Origin of the sequence: Pseudoalteromonas sp. SG45-3 (genome assembly GCF_014164075.1) — a bacterium.
Taxonomy (GTDB): domain Bacteria; phylum Pseudomonadota; class Gammaproteobacteria; order Enterobacterales; family Alteromonadaceae; genus Pseudoalteromonas; species Pseudoalteromonas distincta.
On record NZ_JACJEN010000006.1, the window covers coordinates 161,575 to 185,812 of the forward strand.

At 38.9% G+C, this 24,238-nt stretch carries 19 protein-coding genes and 1 pseudogene; 17 read left to right on the top strand and 3 right to left on the bottom strand.

What is annotated here, in order from left to right; translation table 11 throughout:
- Window positions 1-49 precede the first annotated feature (49 nt).
- A complete protein-coding gene (locus H5126_RS09660; protein ID WP_033029579.1) occupies window positions 50-661 on the top strand; it encodes a MarC family protein in 612 nt (203 codons plus the stop codon).
- Between the two features lie 30 nt (window positions 662-691).
- On the top strand, window positions 692-1,573 hold the full coding sequence (locus H5126_RS09665) for an alpha/beta hydrolase (RefSeq protein ID WP_182715493.1): 882 nt from the start codon (window positions 692-694) through the stop codon (window positions 1,571-1,573).
- A 771-nt stretch (window positions 1,574-2,344) separates the two neighbouring features.
- Here the strand turns inward: H5126_RS09665 and H5126_RS09675 are convergent.
- Window positions 2,345-3,553: pseudogene (locus H5126_RS09675) on the bottom strand (porin).
- A gap of 637 nt (window positions 3,554-4,190) precedes the next feature.
- On the opposite strand from H5126_RS09675, the gene H5126_RS09680 reads away from it, so the two are divergent.
- From H5126_RS09680 to H5126_RS09700, 5 genes are all read left to right on the top strand, one after another.
- Entirely contained in the window at window positions 4,191-5,780 is a 1,590-nt protein-coding gene (locus H5126_RS09680) for an ABC-F family ATPase (protein ID WP_138490010.1), read from the top strand.
- Between the two features lie 151 nt (window positions 5,781-5,931).
- Window positions 5,932-6,414 (top strand): 5-(carboxyamino)imidazole ribonucleotide mutase, encoded by a 483-nt coding sequence (gene purE / locus H5126_RS09685; RefSeq protein WP_002962540.1) that lies wholly within the window; start codon window positions 5,932-5,934, stop codon window positions 6,412-6,414.
- A 2-nt stretch (window positions 6,415-6,416) separates the two neighbouring features.
- Window positions 6,417-7,568 (top strand): 5-(carboxyamino)imidazole ribonucleotide synthase, encoded by a 1,152-nt coding sequence (locus tag H5126_RS09690; RefSeq protein WP_182719858.1) that lies wholly within the window; start codon window positions 6,417-6,419, stop codon window positions 7,566-7,568.
- 112 nt (window positions 7,569-7,680) lie between these two features.
- Window positions 7,681-8,844 (top strand): endonuclease/exonuclease/phosphatase family protein, encoded by a 1,164-nt coding sequence (locus H5126_RS09695; protein WP_182719859.1) that lies wholly within the window; start codon window positions 7,681-7,683, stop codon window positions 8,842-8,844.
- 132 nt (window positions 8,845-8,976) lie between these two features.
- Window positions 8,977-11,481, top strand: a complete 2,505-nt coding sequence (locus tag H5126_RS09700; RefSeq protein ID WP_182695940.1) for a prolyl oligopeptidase family serine peptidase — start codon at window positions 8,977-8,979, stop codon at window positions 11,479-11,481.
- Window positions 11,482-11,562: 81 nt separating this feature from the next.
- Here H5126_RS09700 and rrtA read toward each other — a convergent pair whose 3' ends face one another.
- Entirely contained in the window at window positions 11,563-12,147 is a 585-nt protein-coding gene (gene rrtA, locus H5126_RS09705; RefSeq protein WP_182194594.1) for a rhombosortase, read from the bottom strand.
- Window positions 12,148-12,244: 97 nt separating this feature from the next.
- On the opposite strand from rrtA, the gene ggt reads away from it, so the two are divergent.
- From ggt to H5126_RS09720, 3 genes are all read left to right on the top strand, one after another.
- Window positions 12,245-14,023 (top strand): gamma-glutamyltransferase, encoded by a 1,779-nt coding sequence (gene ggt / locus H5126_RS09710; RefSeq protein WP_182719860.1) that lies wholly within the window; start codon window positions 12,245-12,247, stop codon window positions 14,021-14,023.
- Window positions 14,024-14,165: 142 nt separating this feature from the next.
- Window positions 14,166-15,860: an NAD-dependent malic enzyme gene (locus H5126_RS09715; protein WP_002962527.1), complete on the top strand. Its 1,695-nt coding sequence runs from the start codon at window positions 14,166-14,168 to the stop codon at window positions 15,858-15,860.
- Window positions 15,861-16,014: 154 nt separating this feature from the next.
- The gene (locus H5126_RS09720; RefSeq protein ID WP_024596616.1) at window positions 16,015-16,740 is read left to right on the top strand and encodes an SIMPL domain-containing protein; all 726 of its coding nucleotides are present in this window, start codon (window positions 16,015-16,017) and stop codon (window positions 16,738-16,740) included.
- A gap of 16 nt (window positions 16,741-16,756) precedes the next feature.
- Here H5126_RS09720 and H5126_RS09725 read toward each other — a convergent pair whose 3' ends face one another.
- Complete coding sequence (locus tag H5126_RS09725; RefSeq protein ID WP_182719861.1) at window positions 16,757-18,109, bottom strand: DUF2254 domain-containing protein; 1,353 nt, start codon at window positions 18,107-18,109, stop codon at window positions 16,757-16,759.
- A 152-nt stretch (window positions 18,110-18,261) separates the two neighbouring features.
- Between H5126_RS09725 and H5126_RS09730 the strand changes: the two genes are divergently transcribed.
- The 7 genes from H5126_RS09730 to H5126_RS09760 all read left to right on the top strand — a co-directional run bounded on the left by H5126_RS09730 (window position 18,262) and on the right by H5126_RS09760 (window position 24,235).
- Window positions 18,262-18,633, top strand: coding sequence for an MAPEG family protein (locus H5126_RS09730; protein WP_002962524.1), 372 nt, complete (start codon window positions 18,262-18,264; stop codon window positions 18,631-18,633).
- A 14-nt stretch (window positions 18,634-18,647) separates the two neighbouring features.
- Window positions 18,648-19,280 (top strand): sulfotransferase, encoded by a 633-nt coding sequence (locus H5126_RS09735; RefSeq protein ID WP_182719862.1) that lies wholly within the window; start codon window positions 18,648-18,650, stop codon window positions 19,278-19,280.
- A 47-nt stretch (window positions 19,281-19,327) separates the two neighbouring features.
- The gene (locus H5126_RS09740) at window positions 19,328-19,900 is read left to right on the top strand and encodes a tRNA-(ms[2]io[6]A)-hydroxylase (protein WP_165743839.1); all 573 of its coding nucleotides are present in this window, start codon (window positions 19,328-19,330) and stop codon (window positions 19,898-19,900) included.
- A gap of 212 nt (window positions 19,901-20,112) precedes the next feature.
- Window positions 20,113-22,032, top strand: coding sequence for a pilus assembly protein N-terminal domain-containing protein (locus tag H5126_RS09745; RefSeq protein WP_182715483.1), 1,920 nt, complete (start codon window positions 20,113-20,115; stop codon window positions 22,030-22,032).
- Window positions 22,029-22,706, top strand: coding sequence for a lipopolysaccharide assembly protein LapB (locus tag H5126_RS09750; protein ID WP_182693153.1), 678 nt, complete (start codon window positions 22,029-22,031; stop codon window positions 22,704-22,706). The genes H5126_RS09745 and H5126_RS09750 overlap by 4 nt, the downstream gene beginning before the upstream one ends.
- Window positions 22,707-22,994: 288 nt before the next feature.
- The gene (locus H5126_RS09755; RefSeq protein WP_182758523.1) at window positions 22,995-23,384 is read left to right on the top strand and encodes a hypothetical protein; all 390 of its coding nucleotides are present in this window, start codon (window positions 22,995-22,997) and stop codon (window positions 23,382-23,384) included.
- A gap of 83 nt (window positions 23,385-23,467) precedes the next feature.
- Entirely contained in the window at window positions 23,468-24,235 is a 768-nt protein-coding gene (locus tag H5126_RS09760) for a hypothetical protein (RefSeq protein WP_182721343.1), read from the top strand.
- The last annotated feature ends 3 nt before the right edge of the window (window positions 24,236-24,238 follow it).

Genomic DNA, 24,238 nt, shown 5'->3' on the forward strand with positions numbered 1-24,238 from the left:
ATTTGTTACCCGTGTTTTATTAAACATTTACGCTTAACAAGGATTTTATATGCTAGAAAAACTCTCTCAAGATGCCCTTGTAATTTGGGCGACCATTGACCCAATAGGCACTATGGCGCTGTTTGCTGCGCTTACTTCTCATTTAACTGATCAACAACGCCGTAAAACTGCATTTAAAACGGTACTTTATGCCGGGGGCGTATTATTGGGTTCTATTTTAATAGGGCAACTAATACTTAATGCGATGGGAATTAGGTTGGTGTCGTTTCAGTTAGGGGGCGGAATTATATTGTTTTTATTTGGCCTGCAAATGATTTTTGGAAACGATTCTAACAAAGCCAAACAAGACCCCGATCACGATATAGCCGTGTTTCCGCTTGCTATACCTGCAACGGCGACTCCTGGCGCTATTTTGGCGGTAATACTACTTACCGATAACCACATACACCCAATTACTACTCAAATAGGCACAGCGCTTGTTACACTTGGTGTGTTGGGTATTACCTTAATACTGTTGCTGCTTTCGGGTAAAATTATTAAGCTAATTGGTACTGGCGGCGCGTCTATTTTAACGCGTGTGATGGGCATGATTTTAGCCGCGTTTTCGGTTGAGCTTATTATGACCGCGCTGGAAATAAAGCAATGGGTTAAGCTCGATTAAATAACTCCTAAACATTGAAAGGAATGCCGTATGGCAATAAAAATAACAAAACACTATATTATTAATTTAAGTTTAGCCGTAGTCATTTTTGCTATTGGTATTTTAGCTATACGTTATTATAACCATTATGTATCGGCCTATACAGATGTAACAATTAACTCGAGCGTGCTTAATGAGTCGCGCAAAGTGTTTATAAGATTGCCCGCTAATTACAATCCTAAAAAAGCGTATCCGTTAATTATTAAAACCGATGGTAACTTTAATTTAGATACATGGGATAAAGCACTTACAAAACAAGCTAAGAGCGAAAAAGGGGATAAGGCTATATTGGTGTCTATTCCTAATTTGTTTTTTACAGATACACGTAATCGCGATTTAGTACCTCCTTATGCCCGCCAAGATGTAAATACACAAGCGCGTCCAGAGCATGAAACACTTATTGAACCAAATGGTGAAGCCGACAAGTTTTTAGCGTTTATTGAAACTGAGTTACTCCCTTATTTATCAGCAAAATATAAGCTTAGTAATAACCGTGTATTAAGTGGTTTTTCGGCAGGTGGTAGCTTTGTACTGTATACGCTGCATACAAAGCCTGAATTGTTTAATGGCTATTTTGCTTTTAGCCCTGCGGCTTGGTATGACGATATGACCGTAGTTAATAATTTAGAAGCGTTTTTAAGTGCTCAAGATAACAAAGTTAAGTCGTCTACTTATTTATATCTCTCGGTGGGCGGGGCAGAGCATCCGCTAATGTTAAAAGCGTTTAGTAATTTAGAGGCCGCTTTAACAGCCAACCCTAACAATAACCTTGTGTGGCAAAGTGCTATAAACAAAGGTGCTGAGCATTCAGATAATCCATCAATTAGTGTGGCTAAGGCATTAGCTGGTTATAGTACGTTTATTAAAAAGTAGGTTAGATAGGCTTAAGCGACAACTGTATACATATACAGTTGTCGTTGTTTTATCTATTTATGATAACGAATCAGCTTTATAACAATTTACTTAGTTCAATATTATTAACGACTTACAAAAAAAGGTTGGTTTAAATTATTTTTGCACAGTAATTACACATACTGTTTTTATATACAGTTCACAACTATTAAATTAGAATACCGTCAGTACCTATGAGCATATACACATCTATTTGTTACTGCTTTTAATCAGCCTTTCGCCTTTGTGATCAGCAATAAGCAGTGTAAGTACTTTGCTATTTCAATATAGTTTCACATACTCTTAATGCAGTTAATATAAATTGGCTGGTGGCTTTACAGTAAAAGAACACATCATACTAAATATTACTATAAGGCTAAACTTAGCAATAGAGTCAAATTAGAAGAAAGTAATCAAAGAGATAGTCAAAAATAATAAAGCCTGCGGTAACTACATCCACTAAAAATATAAATGCCGAGTGTGGACAATGAGTGCTTAATTAAAGTTTTTCCTCGCTCATTGTAATGAGCAGCAAAATGGTAAACGTAAAAAATAGGGGCATCGTGAATGGTGCTATTACAAATTAAAAAAGCAGATACCAATGCGGCTGTTAATGCCTTTTTTGAAATAGCCTTAAATGCAAAATCGAGTATTGAAAAAAATATGGAAAAATAAAAAAAGCCCAGTTAAAAAAGTTAAAAGGGCTAAAAGGATTGTGCTTAGGGAAGTTGTAGTCGTTTTATAAACTTATATTTAAAACTTATATCTAAAACCAAATGCTATACCGTCATCTTCCGACTGTTCCATTTGTGCTTGTTGATCGTCGTTATCGCTTTCAAAGTCGCTAAAGTCTTTACGTGCTTCTACGTAGGCAATAGTGTCTTCGTCAATTAAGTAGTGAAGGCCAATAACAGCAAACTGACGTTTAAATATATCGTCTGGGTCGGCGTTAAAGTTTGGCTGAATTACGTAATCATCACCGGCATCAAACACGTTGTAGGCAATAAAAGGGCGAAAATCGTTATCAAAGCGCTAAGATGCAAATGTTTCTACACCGATTGCGTCTTTAATTAAGCGACCGATGTTATCTGTGTCGTGGTTTTTGTTTTTATTTACGTTGGCTGCAACGTATAGGCCGGGCTCATCAATGTTGCCCCACATAATACCTGCACCATAAATTAAATCTTCAACATTGCGAGTAGAACCATCGCCAAACGTTAAATCAAACTCACCACGGTTAACACCTGCTGTAAGTGTTAGCATGTCAGTTGGGGTATAAGTAACAGACGCACCAAATGTGTAATTAAATTCAACTTCTTGGGCTGCACTATCGCCAGAGTTCCAAAGTGCTTCACATTCTTCTTCTGAAATGTCGGTGACGTCACAGGTATAAAATTCGCTGTTTTTAAGCTGCGCTTGTACTGCAAAACTAAAATCGTTATAGCTATTGCGGTACTGCACTAATTTATCTCCACGGCCAGTGCCATTAACAGCGCCATCGTCTTTGTTATAGGTGTAAACACCAGCCGCATTGCCATCCCATACAAAGCTATTATTTGTGCCGTAAACTACGTCGTACCATGCACCCCATTGTTTACCAATGGTAAGTTGGCCATATTTTTCGTGCGAAAGCCCTGCGTAACCTAAACGGTTGTATAAAAACTCATCCTGGATAGACTCAAAACGATTGTTATAAATAATATCGCTGCTGCCAACAGGGTTTACACCCCATTCTACGAGTGCGAGTGCGGTCCAGTCTTTCTTAAGCTTTCGGGTAAATCCAAAGTTAATGCGCGAGGTACCGTTAACAACTTCGGTTTCGTTTTGTGTATTAATTACACGCACATCAAGATATCCACCAACTTCAACAGTATTTTTGTCATCTTTGTATAATTCTACTGCCGAAACAGCGGGTGCGAATACAATACTTGCGCTAATAAGCGTCGCTAATTTTTTGCTCATCTTGTGTGTTGCCCTGTGTAAATTGGTCAATTTTTTACGTAGGTAAAAATTCAGATTCGAAGACTAACAAAGCAATAAACGGCTCAAAAGTGAAAAATACTCAATAAAATTAATCGTTAAACTTAACGGATATTCACTAAAGGTTAATTTTGTTTTTCAGGTGTTGCAAAAATTTATGTTTTTAATGATTTGATAGGTAAATAGGATGAGAAATTAGCGATGTATAAAAATTGTAATTTGAATTAATTTCATCTTGGTTAAAAAGTAGTAACTAGTGTAAAAGCTCTAAAAGTACTTTATTTTCATAAATATAACTTTTTATTATTACAGGGTGAACAAAAATGAGTTAAGTAGACACACAAACACGTTAAAAGTGTTTTTACTCTAATTTGTATCGTAATTTCTAATCTCTTATGCCTGTTTATAAAACGTACTTTATGGATTTTAATTAGAATAAGCTGAATAAAAATTAACGAAACCATTAAATCTAATCCGTTATTTTTACTACTAACTACATAGCCATAATAAATGGCTAAAACGCAGTGGTTTGCTTTTAAACTTTCATAGAAAAACAGGCCATTTTGGTTTAAACTGCGCGCAATTTAAATACATCATTACTCCTTTGGAGGGTAGCGCTATTATTAGTACAGCTAATGTCACCATGCAATTTGGTGCTAAACCATTATTTGAAAATATCTCAGCAAAATTTGGCGATGGTAACCGTTACGGTTTAATCGGTGCAAATGGTTGTGGTAAATCAACATTTATGAAAATTTTAAGTGGTGAGCTCGAAGCGTCTGCAGGTAATGTAAGTACTGATCCTAACGAACGCGTTGCTAAACTTAACCAAGATCAGTTTGCCTACGAAGAATACTCAGTAATCGATACCGTGATTATGGGCCACAAAGAGTTGTGGGAAATTAAACAAGAACGAGACCGTATTTACTCTTTACCTGAAATGAGTGAAGAAGACGGTATGAAAGTAGCCGATCTTGAAACTGAATTTGCTGAAATGGATGGTTACTCTGCAGAATCTAAAGCAGGTGAGCTTTTATTAGGTGTAGGTATTGGCACTGACCAACACTTTGGCCCAATGTCAGAAATTGCACCGGGTTTTAAGCTGCGCGTGCTACTTGCACAGGTATTATTTTCAGACCCAGACATTATGCTACTTGATGAGCCTACTAATAACTTGGATATTTACACCATCAAGTGGTTAGAAGACGTGTTAAATCAGCGCGACTGTACCATGATAATCATCTCGCATGACCGTCACTTTTTAAACTCTGTGTGTACACACATGGCCGACATTGACTACGGCGAGCTTCGTATTTACCCAGGTAATTATGACGAATACATGTTTGCAGCAACGCAAGCACGTGAGCAATTACTTAACGAAAACGCGAAAAAGAAAAACCAAATTGCTGAACTTCAACAGTTTGTATCTCGTTTCTCTGCTAATGCATCTAAAGCTAAGCAAGCAACATCGCGTGCTAAACGTATCGACAAAATCCAATTAGACGAAGTTAAAGCATCTTCACGCCAAACGCCGTTTATCCGTTTTGATCAAGAAAAGCAGTTATTCAGAAACGCACTTGAAATGACAAACTTAACACAAGGTTTTGACGACAATACGTTGTTTTCTGGACTTGAAGGTTTAGTAGAAGTTGGCGAACGTATTGCTATTATTGGTGAAAATGGTGTTGGTAAAACAACATTACTTAATACATTAGCAGGGCGCCTAGCACCTAAAGCTGGTGAGTTTAAGTTCTCAGAAAACGCGAATATTGGTTACTACGCGCAAGATCACGCTGATGAGTTTGCAACCGACATGAACTTGTTTCAGTGGATGGAGCAATGGCAACAAGAAGGCGACGACGAGCAAGTGGTTCGTAGCTTCTTAGGCCGTATGTTATTCTCTCAAAACGATATTAAAAAATCAGTTAAAGTAATTTCAGGTGGTGAGCAAGGCCGCATGTTGTTTGGTAAAATTATGATGCATAAGCCAAACATATTGTTAATGGATGAGCCAACTAACCACATGGATATGGAATCAATTGAAGCGCTTAACTTAGCCCTTGAAGCTTACGAGGGTACATTGATGTTTGTTTCCCACGACCGTCAGTTTGTATCATCGGTTGCAACCCGTATTTGGGAAATTAAAGACGGTAAAGTTATCGACTTTAGAGGCAACTACGCCGAATACTTAGCGAGTAAAGAAGCTTAATTAGCTATTTACCCGTTAACTCTAAAAAGCCATGTTTAAACATGGCTTTTTTTGTTTTTGTGAGTCGCAATTAAACTTGGTTTGGGTATAATACCCGCCTAAAACCGGACATAAGTCCGCTATTTTTAAAATACATTACTGAGGAGTATTTATGACTGTTGGCATTATTATGGGTTCAAAATCAGATTGGCCAACCATGGAACATGCAGCACTTATGCTAGAGCATTTTGGCATTAAGTACGAAACCAAAGTCGTGTCTGCACACCGCACTCCTCAATTACTTGCTGATTACGCAAGTTCAGCCGCAGAACGTGGTATTAAAGTTATTATTGCTGGTGCTGGCGGCGCAGCGCATTTACCTGGTATGGCGGCTGCTTTTACGTCGCTTCCTGTACTTGGCGTACCTGTAAAATCAAAAGCATTAAATGGTGTTGATTCACTTTTATCTATTTGCCAAATGCCTAAAGGCGTTGCAGTAGGTACGCTTGCAATTGGTGAGCCGGGCGCAGCAAACGCGGGTTTATTAGCTGCACAAATTTTAGGATGTCAAAATCCAGAAATTTTTGCAAAAATTGAAGCGTTTCGTAAAGCTCAAACCGACACTATATTAGCTAATCCAAACCCTGCAGAGTAATAATGAATATTTTAATATTAGGTGCAGGGCAACTTGCACGTATGATGAGCCTTGCAGGAGCGCCGCTTAATTTAAACGTTGTTGCGTACGATGTAGGCAGTAAACAAATTATGCACCCGCTAACCGGTGAGGTTTATAACACGTCGCTTGAGCAAGCAATATCAAACGCTGATGCCATTACTGCCGAGTTTGAGCACATTCCTGATGATGTTTTAACCCTTTGCTGTAACAGTAATAAGTTTTACCCAGGTAAAGCCGCTATTAAAACCGGTGGCGATCGCTCGCTTGAAAAGGCATTGCTTGATAAAACAAACGTAACTTGTGCGCCGTACCAATTAATTACTGAAAAAGCGCATTTAGAACTTGCCGTTAAAACACTAGGTAAACCACTTGTAATTAAAACATGTCAAGCGGGTTACGATGGAAAAGGCCAATGGCGTTTAAAATCTGATGATCAAATAGACGAAATTTGGTCACAAATGGATGATTTTATTGCATCGGGCACCGAGCTTGCGCCACATACGATTATTGCTGAAAAAATGATTCCGTTTGATCGTGAAGTATCTATTATTGGTGCACGCGACAAACACGGTAATGTTGCTATTTATCCGCTAACAGAAAACGAGCACACAAATGGTGTATTAACGCTTTCTATTGCCGGTAAAAATAATCAAAGTGTTGAAGCTCAAGCAAACGATGCATTTACAAAAATAGCAAACGAGCTTAACTACGTTGGCGTATTAGCAATTGAGTTTTTTGATGTAAGAGGCACGTTACTCGTTAACGAAATTGCACCGCGTGTACATAACTCAGGCCACTGGACGCAACAAGGCTGCCATTGCTCACAGTTTGAAAACCACATGCGTGCTGTTGCAGGTTTGCCGCTTGGTAATACAGAGCTTAAACACATTACCGCGATGATAAACGTATTAGGCCAACCAAGTATTCCAAGTGAAGTATTAAAAACGGTTGATGTAACGAGCCATTGGTACGGTAAAACAGCTAAGCCAGGTCGTAAAATGGGCCATATTAATGTATCAGCTGTTAATATGAGTGAGCTTGCGGACAAACTTGGTGAACTTACAGAGTACCTACCAGAGCAAGATTATCCTGGTATTTTAAAAGCAGCTGCCAATTTAGTGCTCAGTGAATAGTTATCATACCTTTATATAAATACCGGCTTAAGCCGGTATTTTTTTGTCATAAAAATGGGCTTTGAATATGTAATACTGTTAAAGTCTAATTTTAAATTTGTGAAGTAAAACAATGAAACTAAAAACAATATCTGGCGTGCTAGCCATTACTGCATTATTTAGCTTAAATACATTTGCATCGGAATCTCTTCGTGTTGCAACTTTTAATGTAAGTATGGATGCAACTAATCACACGCCTAAAGGTGAGCAAGTTAAAAGTGATGCTTTAGTTAATGCACTTAAAGCTAACCACCAGCAAATTAAGAACATAGCGGAAATTATTCAGCGTGTTCGCCCTGATATTATTTTACTTAACGAATTTGATTACATCCCAAAAGAGCAAGGCATTGAATACTTTAATCAGCATTATTTAAATGTAGGTCAGCAAAAACAAGCCGCTATTAACTACCCTTACTCTTATATTGCACCAGTAAATACAGGCCTAGCTACCGAGTTTGATTTAGATAACGATGGCAATAAAAATGGCGTGATGGGCGATGCACAAGGCTTTGGCTTTTTTGAAGGGCATTATGGTATGGCTATTTTGTCAAAATACCCAATTAATTTTGATAAAGTAAGAACCCTTCAAACCTTTAAATATAAAGACATGCCAAATGCACAAATGCCTGTAATGCCTAAAACAGGTGAAAACTGGTATAACGCACAAGAATGGCAAGCACTTAGACTCAGTTCTAAATCGTTTTGGGATTTACCTATCAGCATAAATGATAAAACAATTCATGTTATTGCATCTCACCCAACACCGCCTGTATTTGACGGTGAAGAGGATAGAAACGGCAAGCGTAACCACGATGAAGTAAGATTAATTGCCGATTACGTTTCAAATGCTAAGTATATTTATGACGATAAAGGCGAAAAGGGCGGTTTAAAAGTTCACTCTCGTTTTGTTATTTTAGGCGATTTAAATGCAGCCTCTGAGGGGGACAAAGCCCGTACAAATACCACCGACCAATTACTTAAAAACCCACTTATCAACGCAAGCTTTGTTCCAAAAAGCGAAGGTGCTAAAGAGCAGTATGATGTGCCATATGCACAAAATTACAGTGCTAATTGGCAAGCCCGTGTTGATTACGTTTTACCATCAAACTATGGTTTAAAAATTAAGGACGGTGGTGTGTTTTGGCCTACTAAAATGAGTAGTGAGTATCGCTTAATTAAAGATAGAAACGCATCGAGCGATCACCGCATGGTTTGGCTTGATTTGGTAATTGAATAACGCCTGTTAACATGAGAAGCGCTAGTAAACTGAGCTTTACCCTGTTTAATGGCTATTTATCTTAAAAAATTGCAATAACTTAAGTGCTTCTGCTTAAATACGGCTTAATTATAATAACCGTATAGAAGCACTATGATTTTTAATTTTTCTTCATCTAAAACGTTAGTGGCCTTAGCTGTTGCCTCAAGTGTTATGCTTGCAGGTTGTAGCGCTACCGCTAATACCTCTTCAACACAGCAAAGTGCTTTACCAGCAACTAAAATTGCTGCGGTTGTAAACACGCCAGCAGATATCGGCTCACAAAAAATAACGCTAGAACAAGCAATGGCCGATCCGGATTGGATGGGTAATCAGCCAGAGGGTGCTTACTGGGCGAGCGATTCGTCTACTATTATTTATGCTCAAAAAGAGCAGGGTAATACACTACGCGATTTATTTAGCCAATCGGTTACTAGCCAAACAGCAGAGCAAGTAGCTCTTAATAAACTTCATACTGTGGGTTCTAATAAAGCCGTTTATTCTAAAAATAAAACAATGGCGGCCTACACATTTAAAGGCAATGTATTTGTTAAAAACCTAAAAACCGGCGAACTTAAACAAATTACAGCTACATCAGCGGGCGAGTCAAAGCCACAATTTTTAAATAATGGCGATTTAGTTTACCGCCAAGGCAATGTATTTTTTAAAGTTGATTTAAAAACAGGCTTAACGAGCGAGCTTGCTAACTTAAAACTTGCTGATGAGCCAAAAGGTATTGAAGAGCCAAGCACGTATATTGCTAAAGAGCAGCATAAATTGATTAAATTTGTGGCGCTCCAACAAAAAAATAAAAAAGATAAGCAAGCACGCAGTGAGCAAATTAATGAACAAAACGATTCAATTGTTAACACAGCTTATTACTTAGGCGAAGGAAATACCGTTGCAGAAGCGCAGCTTTCGCCAAATGGTGATGCGCTGTTAGTCGTTGTACAAAAGCAAACAGACTGGCGTGGTGATGGCGATATTATGCCTAACTACATTACAAATGACGCCACTATAGAACCTAAAAAAGCACGCCGCCGTGTAGCCGACGCTAAAGAAGAAACCTCAAAGCTTGTCTACATCAATTTAACTAACAAAGAGCAAACATCACTTAGCTTTAATACCTTACCGGGCTTTGACGAAGATGTTTTAGCCGCAGTTAAAAAAGAAAATTATGCACGTGATGGTAAAACATATAAGTCTAAAAAGGCACCTCGTGGTATTAACCTTATTATGGACTGGGGTTTTGAGCAAAGCCCAATAGTATGGAACGATGACGGCTCGCAAGTAGCTGTAATGCTTGAAGCGTGGGACAACAAAGACCGCTGGCTTGCAACGGTAGATTTTAAAAACAACAAACTTGTGTCGCAACATCGCCTGCATGACGATGCATGGATTGCTTACGCATTTAACGACTTTGGTTGGTTACATAACTCAAACACGCTTTATTACCTATCGGAAGAGTCGGGTTACAGCCAGCTTTATAAAAAGCCTGTAAATGGTAGTGCAACCGCACTAACACAAGGCCAATTTGAGGTTTCTAACTTAACGCTTACCAGCGACGACAGCGCAATTTATTACAAAGCGAATGTTGAGCATCCAGGGCTTTACGAAATTTACCGTGTTAACCCGCAAACAGGTAATAGCGAGCAAGTAACTGACTTAAATGGTATGACCGATTACACGTTAAGCCCAGATGAAAACAAGTTACTTCTTAAGCACTCTACAATTACTATGCCTAATGAGCTGTACGTAGCAGATGCTAAAGCCAATACAAAAGCAACGCGATTAACTCATACAGTGTCGGATGAGTTTTTAGCTAAAAAGCTAACTGCACCTAAAATTGTTGCTGTGCCATCGAGCCATACCGAACAACCAATATACGCAAAAGTGTACTACCCAGCTGATTACGTTGAAGGTGAAGTAGGTAAAAATCGCAAAGCAGTTATTTTTAACCACGGCGCGGGTTACTTACAAAACTCACATATGGGATTTTCGGTTTATTTTCGTGAATTTATGTTTCATTCATTGCTCGCTGATGAAGGTTACATAGTAATGGATATGGATTACCGCGCATCTAAAGGTTACGGGCGTGATTGGCGCACCGCAATTTATCGTCAAATGGGAACGCCTGAAACACAAGATTTAGCCGATGGCGTTAAATGGATGGCGCAAAATGCCAACGTTGATACCAAAGCAGTCGGCACTTATGGTGGCTCTTACGGCGGCTTTATGACCTTTATGGCATTGTTTACCGCGCCTGAGTTGTTTCAATCGGGTGCGGCACTTAGACCTGTTACCGATTGGGCACATTACAATACAGGTTATACAGCTAATATATTAAACCATCCTGATGTTGACCCGATTGCGTATGAGCGCAGCTCGCCAATTTATTACGCTGAGGGCTTAAACAAACGTTTATTAATTAATGCCCCAATGGTTGACGATAACGTGTTTTTTCAAGACTCAGTGCGTTTAGTACAGCGCTTAATAGAGCTTGAAAAACAAAACTTTGAAACAGCTATATTCCCTGTTGAACCGCATGGCTTTGTACAGCCTTCAAGCTGGTTAGACGAATACCGCCGTATTCATAAATTATTTAAAGAAACGCTTTAAGCTTTAATTATAAAAACAAAAACGCCGCATTGGTTTAGTTAACTAATGCGGCGTTTTTATTGGGTTGAACAAAATCTAACTTTATTTTTTCTTTTTAAAGAGCTCTATAACCAGTGGTATGGCAAGCAGAGTCCCGCCAATTACACCAATTAAATGTGCATCAATAGCCACAGTGGAGTTAATAAGCTTTCCTATATCAGCATTAGGGCCGCTAAATTGCTCAAACGCTATTTTAATCCATACGCCTATAAATAATAAATACCCCGACTTAAGCCCTACAGTTATATCTTTAACTGCCCCCCAAATAATTACGCCATGCAGCAGAGCACTTAATCCGGTATAAATATGTATGCTTGGGCAAAACCAATACACGCCAAGTCCACACCACAGTGCCAGCGCACTTATATTAACGGCGTAACGAGTAGGTGATGTGTATTCGCCATGTAGTAACCATATTAGTAAAACACCACTGGCATTTAGTCCCAAATGAGCCCAATTAGCATGAACAAATTGGCTAGAAAAGATTCGCCACAGTTCGCCATCATCAATTAGGCTTCGGTTAAATTCAAGTAAACTATTTAAATCAAATGCAGCAAAAATGGTACTAAAAAGCAGCAAAATAATAGGCGGTAATATATAACGAGGTTGAATAGGTAAATTAAGCATTTTATTATATTTTTTTAGTCAAAATTTTTGCATATTGTGCCCGTTTAACTTTAAGATGCCAAATACAACTACGTAATTAAGTGTTTTTAGTATTTTTATGCATTTTAAACTTAACTCATTATTTGCCATTGGACTGTGCGCAGTATCACTGCCTTCATTTGCACAGCAAGCAACTCAAATTGAAACTCGCGAACCTGAAGCTGCTACCGGATTAATCCATAAAAAAGTAGTGCAAGGTGATAAATACATGGTAGCTGCGGCAAATCCATATGCCTCAAAAGCCGGTCAACAAATTTTAGCCCAAGGCGGCAGTGCCGTAGATGCTGCGATTGCTACTCAACTAGTGCTTACTTTAGTTGAACCGCAATCCTCAGGTATTGGCGGTGGTACATTTATGATGTACTACAACAAAGCAAACAATAAATTGACTAGTTTTGATGGCCGCGAAACAGCACCTGCAAATGCAGACGAAACGCTGTTTTTAGATAAGCACGGTAAAGCCGTTAAATGGATTGAAGCTGTAGTAGGCGGACGCTCTGTTGGTGTGCCTGGTATTTTACACGCCTTTGCAAGCGCGCATAAACAATACGGTACATTGCCATGGGAAGCGCTTTTTAAACCGGCTATTGAACTTGCAGAGCAAGGCTTTGTAATTTCGCCGCGTTTACATGGCTTATTAGCACGCCAATTAAACCCTGGTGTATTGAGTATGCCGATTATTAACGAATACTTTTACCCAAATGGTAAGTTAATTGAAGTAGGTAGTGTTAAAAAGAATCAACCGCTTGCTGATTTATACAAAGACATTGCAAAGCAGGGCATTGATGCATTTTACAAAGGCGAAAACGCTAAACAAATGGTTAATGCTGTACAGCACTCTAAAATAGCCCCTGGTAAATTAAGTGTGCAAGATTTAGCAGATTACAAAAGTAAGGAACGCGATGCGGTATGTATACAATACCGTGCTTATAACGTGTGTTCTATGGCGCCACCAAGTAGTGGCGGTGTAGCTGTGCTACAAATGCTTGGCCTACTTGAGCATAAAGATATGAGCGCACTTAAACCAAATGGCGAAAAGGCGATTCATTACTTTAGCCAAGCTTCGCGTATTGCATTTGCCGATCGCGATATGTACATGGGCGATCCCGATTTTACTCAAGTACCTACAAAAGAGCTATTAAACAAAGATTACATTGCCTCACGCGCTAAATTAATTACCGAAACAGACCAAAAAGCCGTAGCCGGTAATCCAGTAGGGTACCTAAGTTATGCAATGGATGATTCATACGAGTTACCTTCTACTTCTCATGTCTCTATTGTAGATAGTAAAGGTAATGCAGTTTCGATGACTAGTTCAATTGAAATGGCGTTTGGCTCTACGGTTATGGTTAATGGCTTTATTTTAAATAACCAACTAACTGACTTTTCGTTATCGCCACGTAAAAACGGCAAGCTTGTAGCAAACCGTGTAGAGGCTGGTAAACGCCCGCGTAGCTCTATGTCACCGGTAATGGTATTTAATAAAGATGGCAGCTTACGTTTAATTGTAGGCTCACCTGGCGGTAGTCGTATCATAGATTACGTTGCACAAGTTGTTGTGGGTGTTATTGACTGGAATTTATCAGCGCAAGACGCTATTAACTTACCGCGTACAACAAATCGTAACGATTACACCAGCCTTGAAAAAGGCACAGCTATTGAAGCCATTGCGCCTGCGCTTACTAAACGTGGCCACAATGTACGTATTATTGACTTAAACTCGGGCTTACACGCAGTTGAAGTTAAAAATGACAAACTTTACGGCGGAGCTGATCCACGCCGTGAAGGTGTTGCGTTATCTGATTTAACTGATAATAACGCCACTATCAAATTTTAAATTATGTATAATATGCATGCGGGCAGTGAAGCCCGCATGTATTTTCTCTCAATGGTCTGACTAGCTTAATTGTCGTTGCAATTAAACCTCTAACACTGATAATGACAGATCATAACTTAAGACTCCGTTAAAGCCTGGAAATATGACAACTAATACTGATCCTAACTACTTATATATTCATCATTCTGGCCCTGGCCTAATTGAAACACCGCTATTAAATAAAGGCAGCGCCTTTAGTAAAAAAGAACGCGAAAATTTCAATCTTGCTGGTTTACTTCCTCCTCGCTTTGAAACAATAGAAGAGCAAGTTGAGCGTTGTTATCAGCAGTATTCTAGCTTTACCGACAACCTTAATAAGCATATTTACTTACGTGCGATTCAAGATAACAACGAAACACTTTACTACCGTTTAGTGCGTGACCACCTTGAAGAAATGATGCCAATCATTTACACACCGACAGTGGGCGATGCTTGTGAAAAATTCTCTGACATTTATCGCAGCGCACGTGGTTTATTTATTTCGTATGAAGATCGCTACCAAATTGACGACATTTTACGCAACGCTACCAAAGGTAAAGTAAAAGTTATTGTTGTAACCGATGGCGAGCGTATTTTAGGCCTTGGCGATCAGGGTATTGGTGGCATGGGTATTCCAATTGGTAAATTGTCACTTTACACAGCGTGTGGTGGTATAAGCCCAGCATACACATTGCCTGTAATGCTTGATGTGGGTACTAATAACGAAAAGCTTTTAAACGATCCTATGTACATGGGCGCACGCCATAAGCGAATTGCTCAAGACGAATACGATGAGTTTTTAGATTTATTCATTAAAGCGGTTAAACGTCGCTGGCCAAATGTATTACTTCAGTTTGAAGATTTTGCACAGCCAAATGCAATGCCATTACTTAAGCGCTACCGCAATGAAATTTGTAGCTTTAACGATGACATTCAAGGTACTGCGGCTGTAACGGTCGGTTCTTTACTTGCTGCGTGTCGTGTTAAAAATTCAACCCTAAGCCAGCAAAAAGTAGTTTTTGTGGGTGCAGGCTCTGCTGGTTGTGGTATTGCTGAGCAAATTATTAGCCAAATGGTTTTTGAAGGTATTTCAGAAGCTCAAGCGCGTAGCCAAGTATTTATGGTTGACCGTTTTGGTTTGCTTAGTGAGGGTATGGAAGGCTTACGCGATTTCCAACAAGCACTTGCACAACCTACAGGCTCGTTAAGTGATTGGACGTACAGCGGCGAGTACGCATCACTGCTTGATGTTATGCACTGTGCTGAGCCTGACATTTTGATTGGTGTTTCTGGTCAACCTGGCTTATTTACAGAACAAGTAATACGCGCTATGCATGCCGGTTGTGAACAGCCAATTATTTTCCCATTAAGTAATCCATCTAAGCAAGTAGAAGCGCATCCTGCTGATGTGATTAAGTGGACTGACGGTAAAGCACTTGTTGCCACAGGTAGCCCATTTGATCCTGTTGAGTACAATGGCGAGACGTTCCCAATCCCACAATGTAACAACAGTTATATTTTCCCGGGTATTGGTTTAGGGGTTATTGCCGCTAAAGCGACACGCATTACAGATGCAATGTTAAGTGTATCTAGCGAAATGCTTGCAGAGTCGTCGCCGCGTGCAAACACAGGTAAAGGTAGTTTATTACCAGCCCTTACGGAAATTGAAACGCTAAGTAAACGTATTGCATTTGCCATCGCTAAAAAGGCAATCGAAGAGGGCGTTGCTCTTGAGATTACGGATGACGCATTATGGGCAGCAATCGACAAAAATTACTGGTTACCAAAATACCGTAACTATAAACGTTGTAGTGTTTAATTAGGTTTATAAGTAATTAAAAGTAAATGGCGTAATAGCATTAGTTACAACGCTTAACAAAAAACAGGCAATTGCCTGTTTTTTTGTGCTTGTTCATATTTAATTAACCACGTACGGTGTTTACTTGCTTTTACATAATTAAAGGATCGACTTAATGAAAACACTGACTCTTGTTTTAGGTAGTGCACTGGCTTTAAACGTACTTAGCTTTGATGCACTTGCGGCAGCGACTCCCGATGCTCCTCATATTTATGTTAAGGGCGAAGCGACTCTTACTACAATGCCAGATTACGTACAGCTTAGTGTAGGTATTACCGAAGTTGATAAAGACTTAATTGCTGCTAAAAATAAAACCGACTTAACTATCGCCAAGGCAATTAAGCTCGTAAAAGAGATTGGTGTTAAAGAGGGAGATATAAACGCAGGGCAAATTTCAATAAACCGTGATAGCCAATACAACCGCACTACCGGTAATCAAGAATTTAAAGGCTTTAAGGTTTCTCGTACGTTAACAGTAAAACTCAGCGATATAAATAAATACCCTGAGTTACTACAAAGCTTAGTTAACAACGGTATTAACGAAATTAATCAAACGCAATTTTTAGCAAGCAACTACAACGAGCTGCATAAAAAAGCGCAAAAGTTAGCAATTAAAGACGCACGGGATGCTGCAAAAGAGTTTAGTGAAGATTATGACGTTGATTTAAAAGGATTATACAGCGCGTCACTAAGTCCACTCAATGTGCAGTCGCAGCCTTATATGCGCGCAGAAAAAGTAATGATGGCTGATAGCGCACCAAGTAACTATGTACCTGATGCCTACCATGCTGGAGAGATTAAAGTAACAGCGTCAAGCTACGCTGTGTACTACATAGATTAAACTATGTTTTAAGTTTTTATTTTTGGTGGTGCTCAAAACGTGCCACCAACTTCTCACCTTGCTCTTGGCTGATACGCGCTATAGAGTTAAGCATATTAGTCACTTCGCGTCTGTCGTATTCATTAGTTACATGCTCGTTTATGTCATCAACAATTGCATTTAAATAATTAAATAAACTGTTGCGTGCATCGGTATCTTTATGGGCTACAAACAAAATATTTTTAAATGCCTCAAGCACGTTTGTCATTACGTATGCATCGCCTTTGGCGTAATTACGCAGCGGTGTAAAGTTGTCGTGTAATAACTCATCAAAGCTTGTTTCATGAAGGTACAACAACGGGGCATTATCACTGTGCTTAAACGAGTAGTTAATATCGTTAATCGAAAGCCGTTGAATAAGTAAAATGCTCAGCATATCAATTGATTTAACCGCAGTACCGGGATCGTTTATGCCTGGACTCATTGCCTTAACCGCAATTTCTGATATTTGCGTTAATCCATAACGGTAATGATCGCTAATGTACTCTTCTATATAAAAAATAAAGCAGTCGAGAATTTTATTAATCAGCTCTTCATCGTTTGCTATATCTTTATTGCATTTTAAAAACGGATAACCTTTAACTGTAAAATAGCCTTGGTTTACAGATATATACACCTTTATATCTTGCTCAGCCAAAATGGCACACAGCTTATCGGTATGTACGCCTTTATAATATCCTTCTGTTTTACTGCTTACCGAATGCCACTTGCTAAAGTCTGGAAAGTCTTCAACTGGGTTCTCTTGTTGTCTTTGTATTATTGTTTTAATTTCGTTTTTAGTTTGGCTAAACAAGCCATTTAACACGTTATCAACTTGAATAGCACGTGAGATTGAGTGTATAAAAAATACAAACAAACCTAATGAAATCAATCCAAAAATAAGTGCAAACAACACACCAATTGAAGGAATTGCCGTACTGCCACCATCAAGCTTATTAATATTTATAAGCATAATAATAGAGTAAATTATGCTGCCTAAATAAAAGCCCAAAACCATTTGGTGTGATTTACGCGTAATAAGCCCTGGCACAACGCGGGGCGATAAACTAGCACTGGCCGAATTTAAAACCACCATCACCATCGAAAAACTAAACACGGTAAGCGAAATAATACTCCCCGCTAAAGTGCTTAAAATAGTCCGCGCGTTTTCTGCGCTATCTACAAGTACAACCGATATAAATGACTTGAGCTGCTCAACAGGGGCTAAATATTCAACCGACATTGTAATAATGGCAAATACCAAAAAGCCCACTGAAAGCATCGAAGGGTAAAAGCCAATACTGTTAATCATTTCACGGTAACTGTCGGCTACTTTGCGAGGTACAAACATAAAATCCTTATGTATTTTCTACTAACTTAATACCTCTAGCTTAGCATAGGCAATTATTAAACTTCTGATAATGCTGCTCAAATTTATGTGTTATTATCACGCCCACAATAATAGAGCGCATGTTTATGCGATAAAAATAACAGGAAAACGCCGTGATCATTTCAACTTATGCTGCATTACTCGCATTCTTTTACATTTATTTAAGCTTTAACGTAATAAAAGTGCGCCGTGCGGAGCAAATATCACTTGGTGATAACGGTAATGCAACGCTGCAACGTGCTGTGCGTGCCCACGCAAATTTTATGGAATACGTGCCATTTGCTTTAATTTTGCTTTTTTTAGCAGAGTACCAAGGGCTTGCTAGCCATTACTGCCATATATTAGGTGGTGCGTTATTAGTAGGGCGTGTGTTTCAAAATTTAGGCATAGTAGAAAAAAGCCTTAAATATCGCCAAATTGGTACTATTACTACATTTTTAGTCATGATTATCAGCGCCTTTGTATTACTAGTAACACGCGGCTAATTATAGAAAAGTTAATGAGCAAAATATTTATAATAGGTTTACCACGTACCGGCACAACGAGTATGTGCCACGCATTTTTAGAGCTCGGCATTACAACGGCGCATACCGCGTATACTAATGCTTGTTTTGAAAATGCTAACGCGATTGCCGACACTCCCATATTTAATGACTTTAAAGCACTTGATATTCATTATCCAGACTCTAAGTTTATTTATTTAGAACGCGAACTGAGTGCATGGCTACCTTCAATAAAGCAGCTTTTAACGCGTATGCACACTAATTTAACGCGCGGCGACGGGGGCTTTAATATTCATATAAAACGCTGTTATTTAAATACGTTTAGTGAGCTTTCGCTTGATAATATTAGCGACGATAGTTACTTAGCAGACTGTTATGAAACACATTTTAATGATGCTCAAACGTACTTTAATAACCGTGACGACGATTTTTTATCCATTGATATAGCAAAGCCTGATAGTTACAAAAAGTTGTGTAATTTTTTAAGATTAGAAAGTGATAAAACTGATTTTGAAAAAATGAATATGGGCGGAAAAGTCACCGCATGGAACGATATTAAACACCCGTTAAAAGTTGAGTCTACGGCTAAAGGGCGCATAGATAAATTACTGCCTTACAAGATTTTTTAAATCAAATACGTTAAAATCCCCGCATTATTATTTAAGTTGTACAGAACATGTTTGAATTAAAATACCACACCCCATTTGAATGGACCGAAGTTGTCCTTGCTGACTTTAATACTTTTTTACAAGATCATGCCGCTGCTGAAAAAAAAGCATCGGGTATGGCTATGTCTATGCTTTCGCATTATCCAGACAAACGTAAATTAGTAAAAGCTATGACCGATTTAGCGCTAGAAGAATTAATACACTTTAAACAAGTACTTAAATTGCTTTTAGAGCGCGATGTAAACTTAGGTGACGACAAAAAAGACCCGTACATAAAACAAATACGTGCACTATTTAGACACGGTCGTGATGGTTTTTTAATGGACCGATTACTGGTTGGCGGTGTAATTGAAGCACGTGGTCACGAGCGTTTTTCTTTAGTAGCACAAGCACTTCCCGAGGGTAAAGAAAAAGACTTTTATGTTGCGATTGCCAAGTCAGAAGAAAAACATAAAAATCTTTTTGTAGAGCTTGCTTACGAATACTTTGATAAAGAAGAAGTTGATACTCGCCTAGAAGAGTTACTTACAGCAGAAGCTAAAATCTGTGAAAGCATCCCATTTACAGCTGCTTTGCATTAACTAAAATTAGCGCAGAGCCTATTTTATTCGCTTTGCGCCACCTGCCTCTACTCTCATTTCTTGGTTAAACCCTTCATGAATTATTGATTTGCAATTTGCGAATCAAAATAATAAAACACACTTTCACACATCTTAATGCATTGATAATAAATACAAAAGCGTTTGGTCTCATACTTGCTACCTATACATTAAGCAAATTTAGGGAAAGGCTTATGTTAAAATTTACTTTTATACTATTACTAATATCTTTTAGCGCCGTAGGCAGTGAAAGTCATTTAGATTATATAGAAAATGCAAATGGTGAGCGGGTACAAAAAGTATCACACTTAGTTAAATGGACACATACTCGCTTTGTGTTTACCCGTGATATTTCTCGCATTGCACTTGGCCACGAAACAACACTTGATGTGAACGTGGTTAATGGCCGTGAGCTACTAATTTTAGCTAAAAAGTTGGGCCGTACATCTATGATGGTGTGGTACGACGATAAAAGCTCGGAAACATTTTTACTTGGCGTAACCGAAGATTACAGCGTGCTTGAAAATGCCCTCAACGATATTCATCCTGACGTGCAGCTAACCATAGCACCTGATCGCCATGCTGTTGTATTACGCGGTGAAGTACCTACTATAAATTATCGTCATGCCGCTTATGAAGCTGCAAAAAACTATCTATACGCCAGTAGCTCACAAGCATCACAACCCGTTATTACCTCAAACCCTAACCAAGGAATGTTTAATTCTCTCGCTCAACGCTTGCAAGGATTGGGTAACGCAAACGGTGGTACCTCTCAAAACTCGAGCAAAGTCGCTATTATTAATTTAATAAAAGTAACTCAAGCACCCAAGCCAAAAGAAGAACGTATTAGCGAAGTAATTAAATCAATGGGTGCAGATAAAGTAACTATTAAACGCATCTCGGTTGATGAGCTATCAAATGATGATAGCGATGTATTTTTACTGTCAGGCTCTGTAAAAAATCAAATAAAGCTAGTGCGCTTATTAAATACAATTAATAAATTATTCGAACCAGAGCAAGCATTACAAACTCAGGGATCTCCTCTTGATCCTAATAATTTAATGGGCGGCGCAACGCAGGATAAAAGCGCAGGTATTGAAGTGCTTGCCAACGAGTCGGGTGGGTTAATAAACGATGCTACATCAGGATTAAACTTAAGTAATGTGAGTTCTAATATTGCAAGAGCAACGCTTCTTTCAGTGGCTGGCGGTAAAGTTTTGTCGAGCATTGAAGTTGAAGATTTACCGCAAGTTCGTGTGTCGGTACAATTATACGAAGTAAATCAACGTAGGTTAAAGCAATGGCGCCCAGATATTAGCGTGCTCTCTAATGGGTATGAAAAAGAAGCGGGCTTGTTTGGCCGTGACGGTATGACTAATCGCGAATCTGGCTCTGCAACAATAGAAAATGCGCTGCAATTAATTGGCGGTCAATTAACTAATAACTTACAGCTTTCTACCTCACAGTTTGCCATTGATATGTTGTTTTCATTACTTGAACAAGAAGGTATTTCGCGAACGCTTTCTCGCCCTACAATCACGGTTTTAGCCGGTGAAAGTGCCGTGTTTAAAGTCGGTGGTGAAGTACCTGTACCTACAAGTTATAGCCCATCTGGCATTACAAGCGGTCAGCAAGGTAGTAGTGGGTCGGTGTTTAGCGGTACGGAATTTAAATCATTCGGAGTTGAATTAAATGTACGCGCTATGGTTGACGACAAAGACAGAATAACACTTGATCTAAACCCAGTAATTTCACTACCCGATACCACGTTAACAGCCGAAATTGCACAAAGCACAGGCAGCAGTTTAAACAGTAGTGCATTTAATACACGCAGCATGCAAACGTCAACGCGTTTAAAAGATGGGCAGCCTCTTATCATTGGTGGCTTAATTAGCACTGATAACAATGCAAGCCACGACTTTGTACCTGATGGCAACGGCAATAGTATGCTTGGAAAGTTAAGTGAAACAACCAGCAAAAGTGAAAACAACCGTGAGCTGATAATTGTTGTAACTCCAAATCTGGTGCGTGAACCAATTAACACATTACGTTCGTGGGAACACGCAAATATAGACACCCAGGTACTTAGCTACATACAGGAGCAAGGGCTATGAAAATATTTTATATTATTTTACTGCTTACTTTATCGGGTTGCGCTCATATTGATTACAAGCCAACAGTAAATCCTTACAACGCATTGGGTGACATAGTAAAAAAATACCAATTAAATGCCCTACCGTTAATGTGCGAAGGTATTAATGCAAGTGACTGTTTGAACCTTGTGCATGAGGTGAATCAGTTAATGCTTGAACACCCCGATAACACGGCAATACTTTCAATATCGGCATATGTACTTTATAAAAGTGGCCGTGCTAATCAGTCTCAACAGGTTATAAACACTTTGCTTAATAAAGCTAACCCGCCGTTAAACGCAATTACTTTAGGGGTTACGTTAGCAATAGAGCAAGGTAATTTAGCTAAAGCAAAAAGCATTGCCCAATACGGCGTTGATGTTTTTGGTACACATGCTTCACCATACCTACAAATGGCCTCTATACATTATGCTCAGGGCAGTTACGTTATAGCTTCAAATTACTTAGAGCTTTCGGTTAAGTTTGGTTTAAATAGCACCGCCTATTTTTACCATAAAGGGTTAATTGAAGAAGCGAATGCTAATAATTTATTGGCCTGTGGCTACTATGAGCAAGTTTTACGTGCAGAACCCACGCATCAAAAAGCACTTGCTAGGCGCGGAAAACTCTCCGTTTTAGGTAATTGCTACTCTTAAGGCCTCAGGGCCTTTTTTATGCCTACAATTTGGCATTATTAAGGAGCCAAAACCACTTTATTATTTATTAAAAATAGGAGTAAAGCTTTCGCTCATCCTACGTTTTATACGTAATCTCACAAGTCTCATTTTAATATTGATTTGCATTTTGCAAATCAAAAATAAAAAAAGCTAAAAAACACACACATAAAAACTATAACCACCTGTATTTAATAGCATTTTTCAATTGGCATGGTCCTCGCTATATATAAAGTGAGCATAAGCTCTTTTAATTTAAAGGCTACGATTATGAAAACTATTAAACATAACTTAAATGGCAAAAAGCAAAAAGGTTTTGTACTAACGTCAGAGCTAATCATTCTTTCTACATCAATGGTAGCAGCACTTGTAATTGGTTTATCTACATTACGTGACTCTGTAACCAGCGAGCTTGAAGATGTAGCTGAAGCAATTGGCTCACTTGACCAAAGCTATGTATTTGACGGGATGATTAACGCCGAAGGCACAGCTGAAGTGTCTGGCTCTGGGTTTGTAGATTCAGTTGACGTGTACGCAGGCGATGGTAGTTCATTCACTTTTGTTGCATCAGACTTTAGTGAAAGTGCCGCACTTGTTAATGCTACACCAAGCGGCGATGCTGCAACACTTACAGCAGCAGGCGGTTCACAAGGTAACTAACGCAAGGTAACCAGGTTTGAATACCAAGCTTAAGGCTCACTGCCACAAAATTGTGGCAGTGAAAGTTACTCCGGAGGAATATTATGAAAAGTAAAAGTAACAAAGGCGCAACCACAGCGGCTCTCACATTACTCATCACCTCTGGCATGTTAGCTTCGGCTTTGGGTATTAGACAGGTAAACGATGAAAATAGCGTAACAGCTTGGGTAGTAAACAAAAATATGTCGGCCGGTCAAACAGTAACAGTTCACGATGTTGAGCAAAAGAGTATAGATCCAAGTAACTATTCAAATATTGCACTGAGCGTTCAAAATCCGCGTGCATTAATCGGTCAAAAATTAGCAACTAATAAAATGGTTGAACAACCATTATTTGAAACAGATTTTATCAGAGCGAAAAGCCAAAATTTATCAGAAGCCATACCGGCAGGGCGTGTTTTATATACTTTAAAACTAAACACCTTGGATATTCCGCTTTCGCGCATACACAAAGGTGACCGACTCGACATAGTCGCTAAAACTAATCGCTTAGTAAGAACCGTTGCCCGTGATGTACAGCTTATTGGTGTTTCAAAAGGTCCTAAATCGCAAGCCGCTAAAAGTGGCGTAATGGATAATTTAGCTAAAGAGTCTAATTCTGCTGCGGGCGGTGTTTCATTAGTCCTCGCGGTACTTCCAAAAGATGTTTATTCGTTGGCGGGTATAGATAACGCTGACAAAGTTTCAATTATTGTGCATAGCGCTTATGACATTGAACAAGGTCGTTTGCAAAACTTTTCACGCTTACAAACCAGTCGCACAATTGAATTGGTTAAAGGCGTTAAAAATGAAGCTGTATATGTAGCTAAGTGAGTT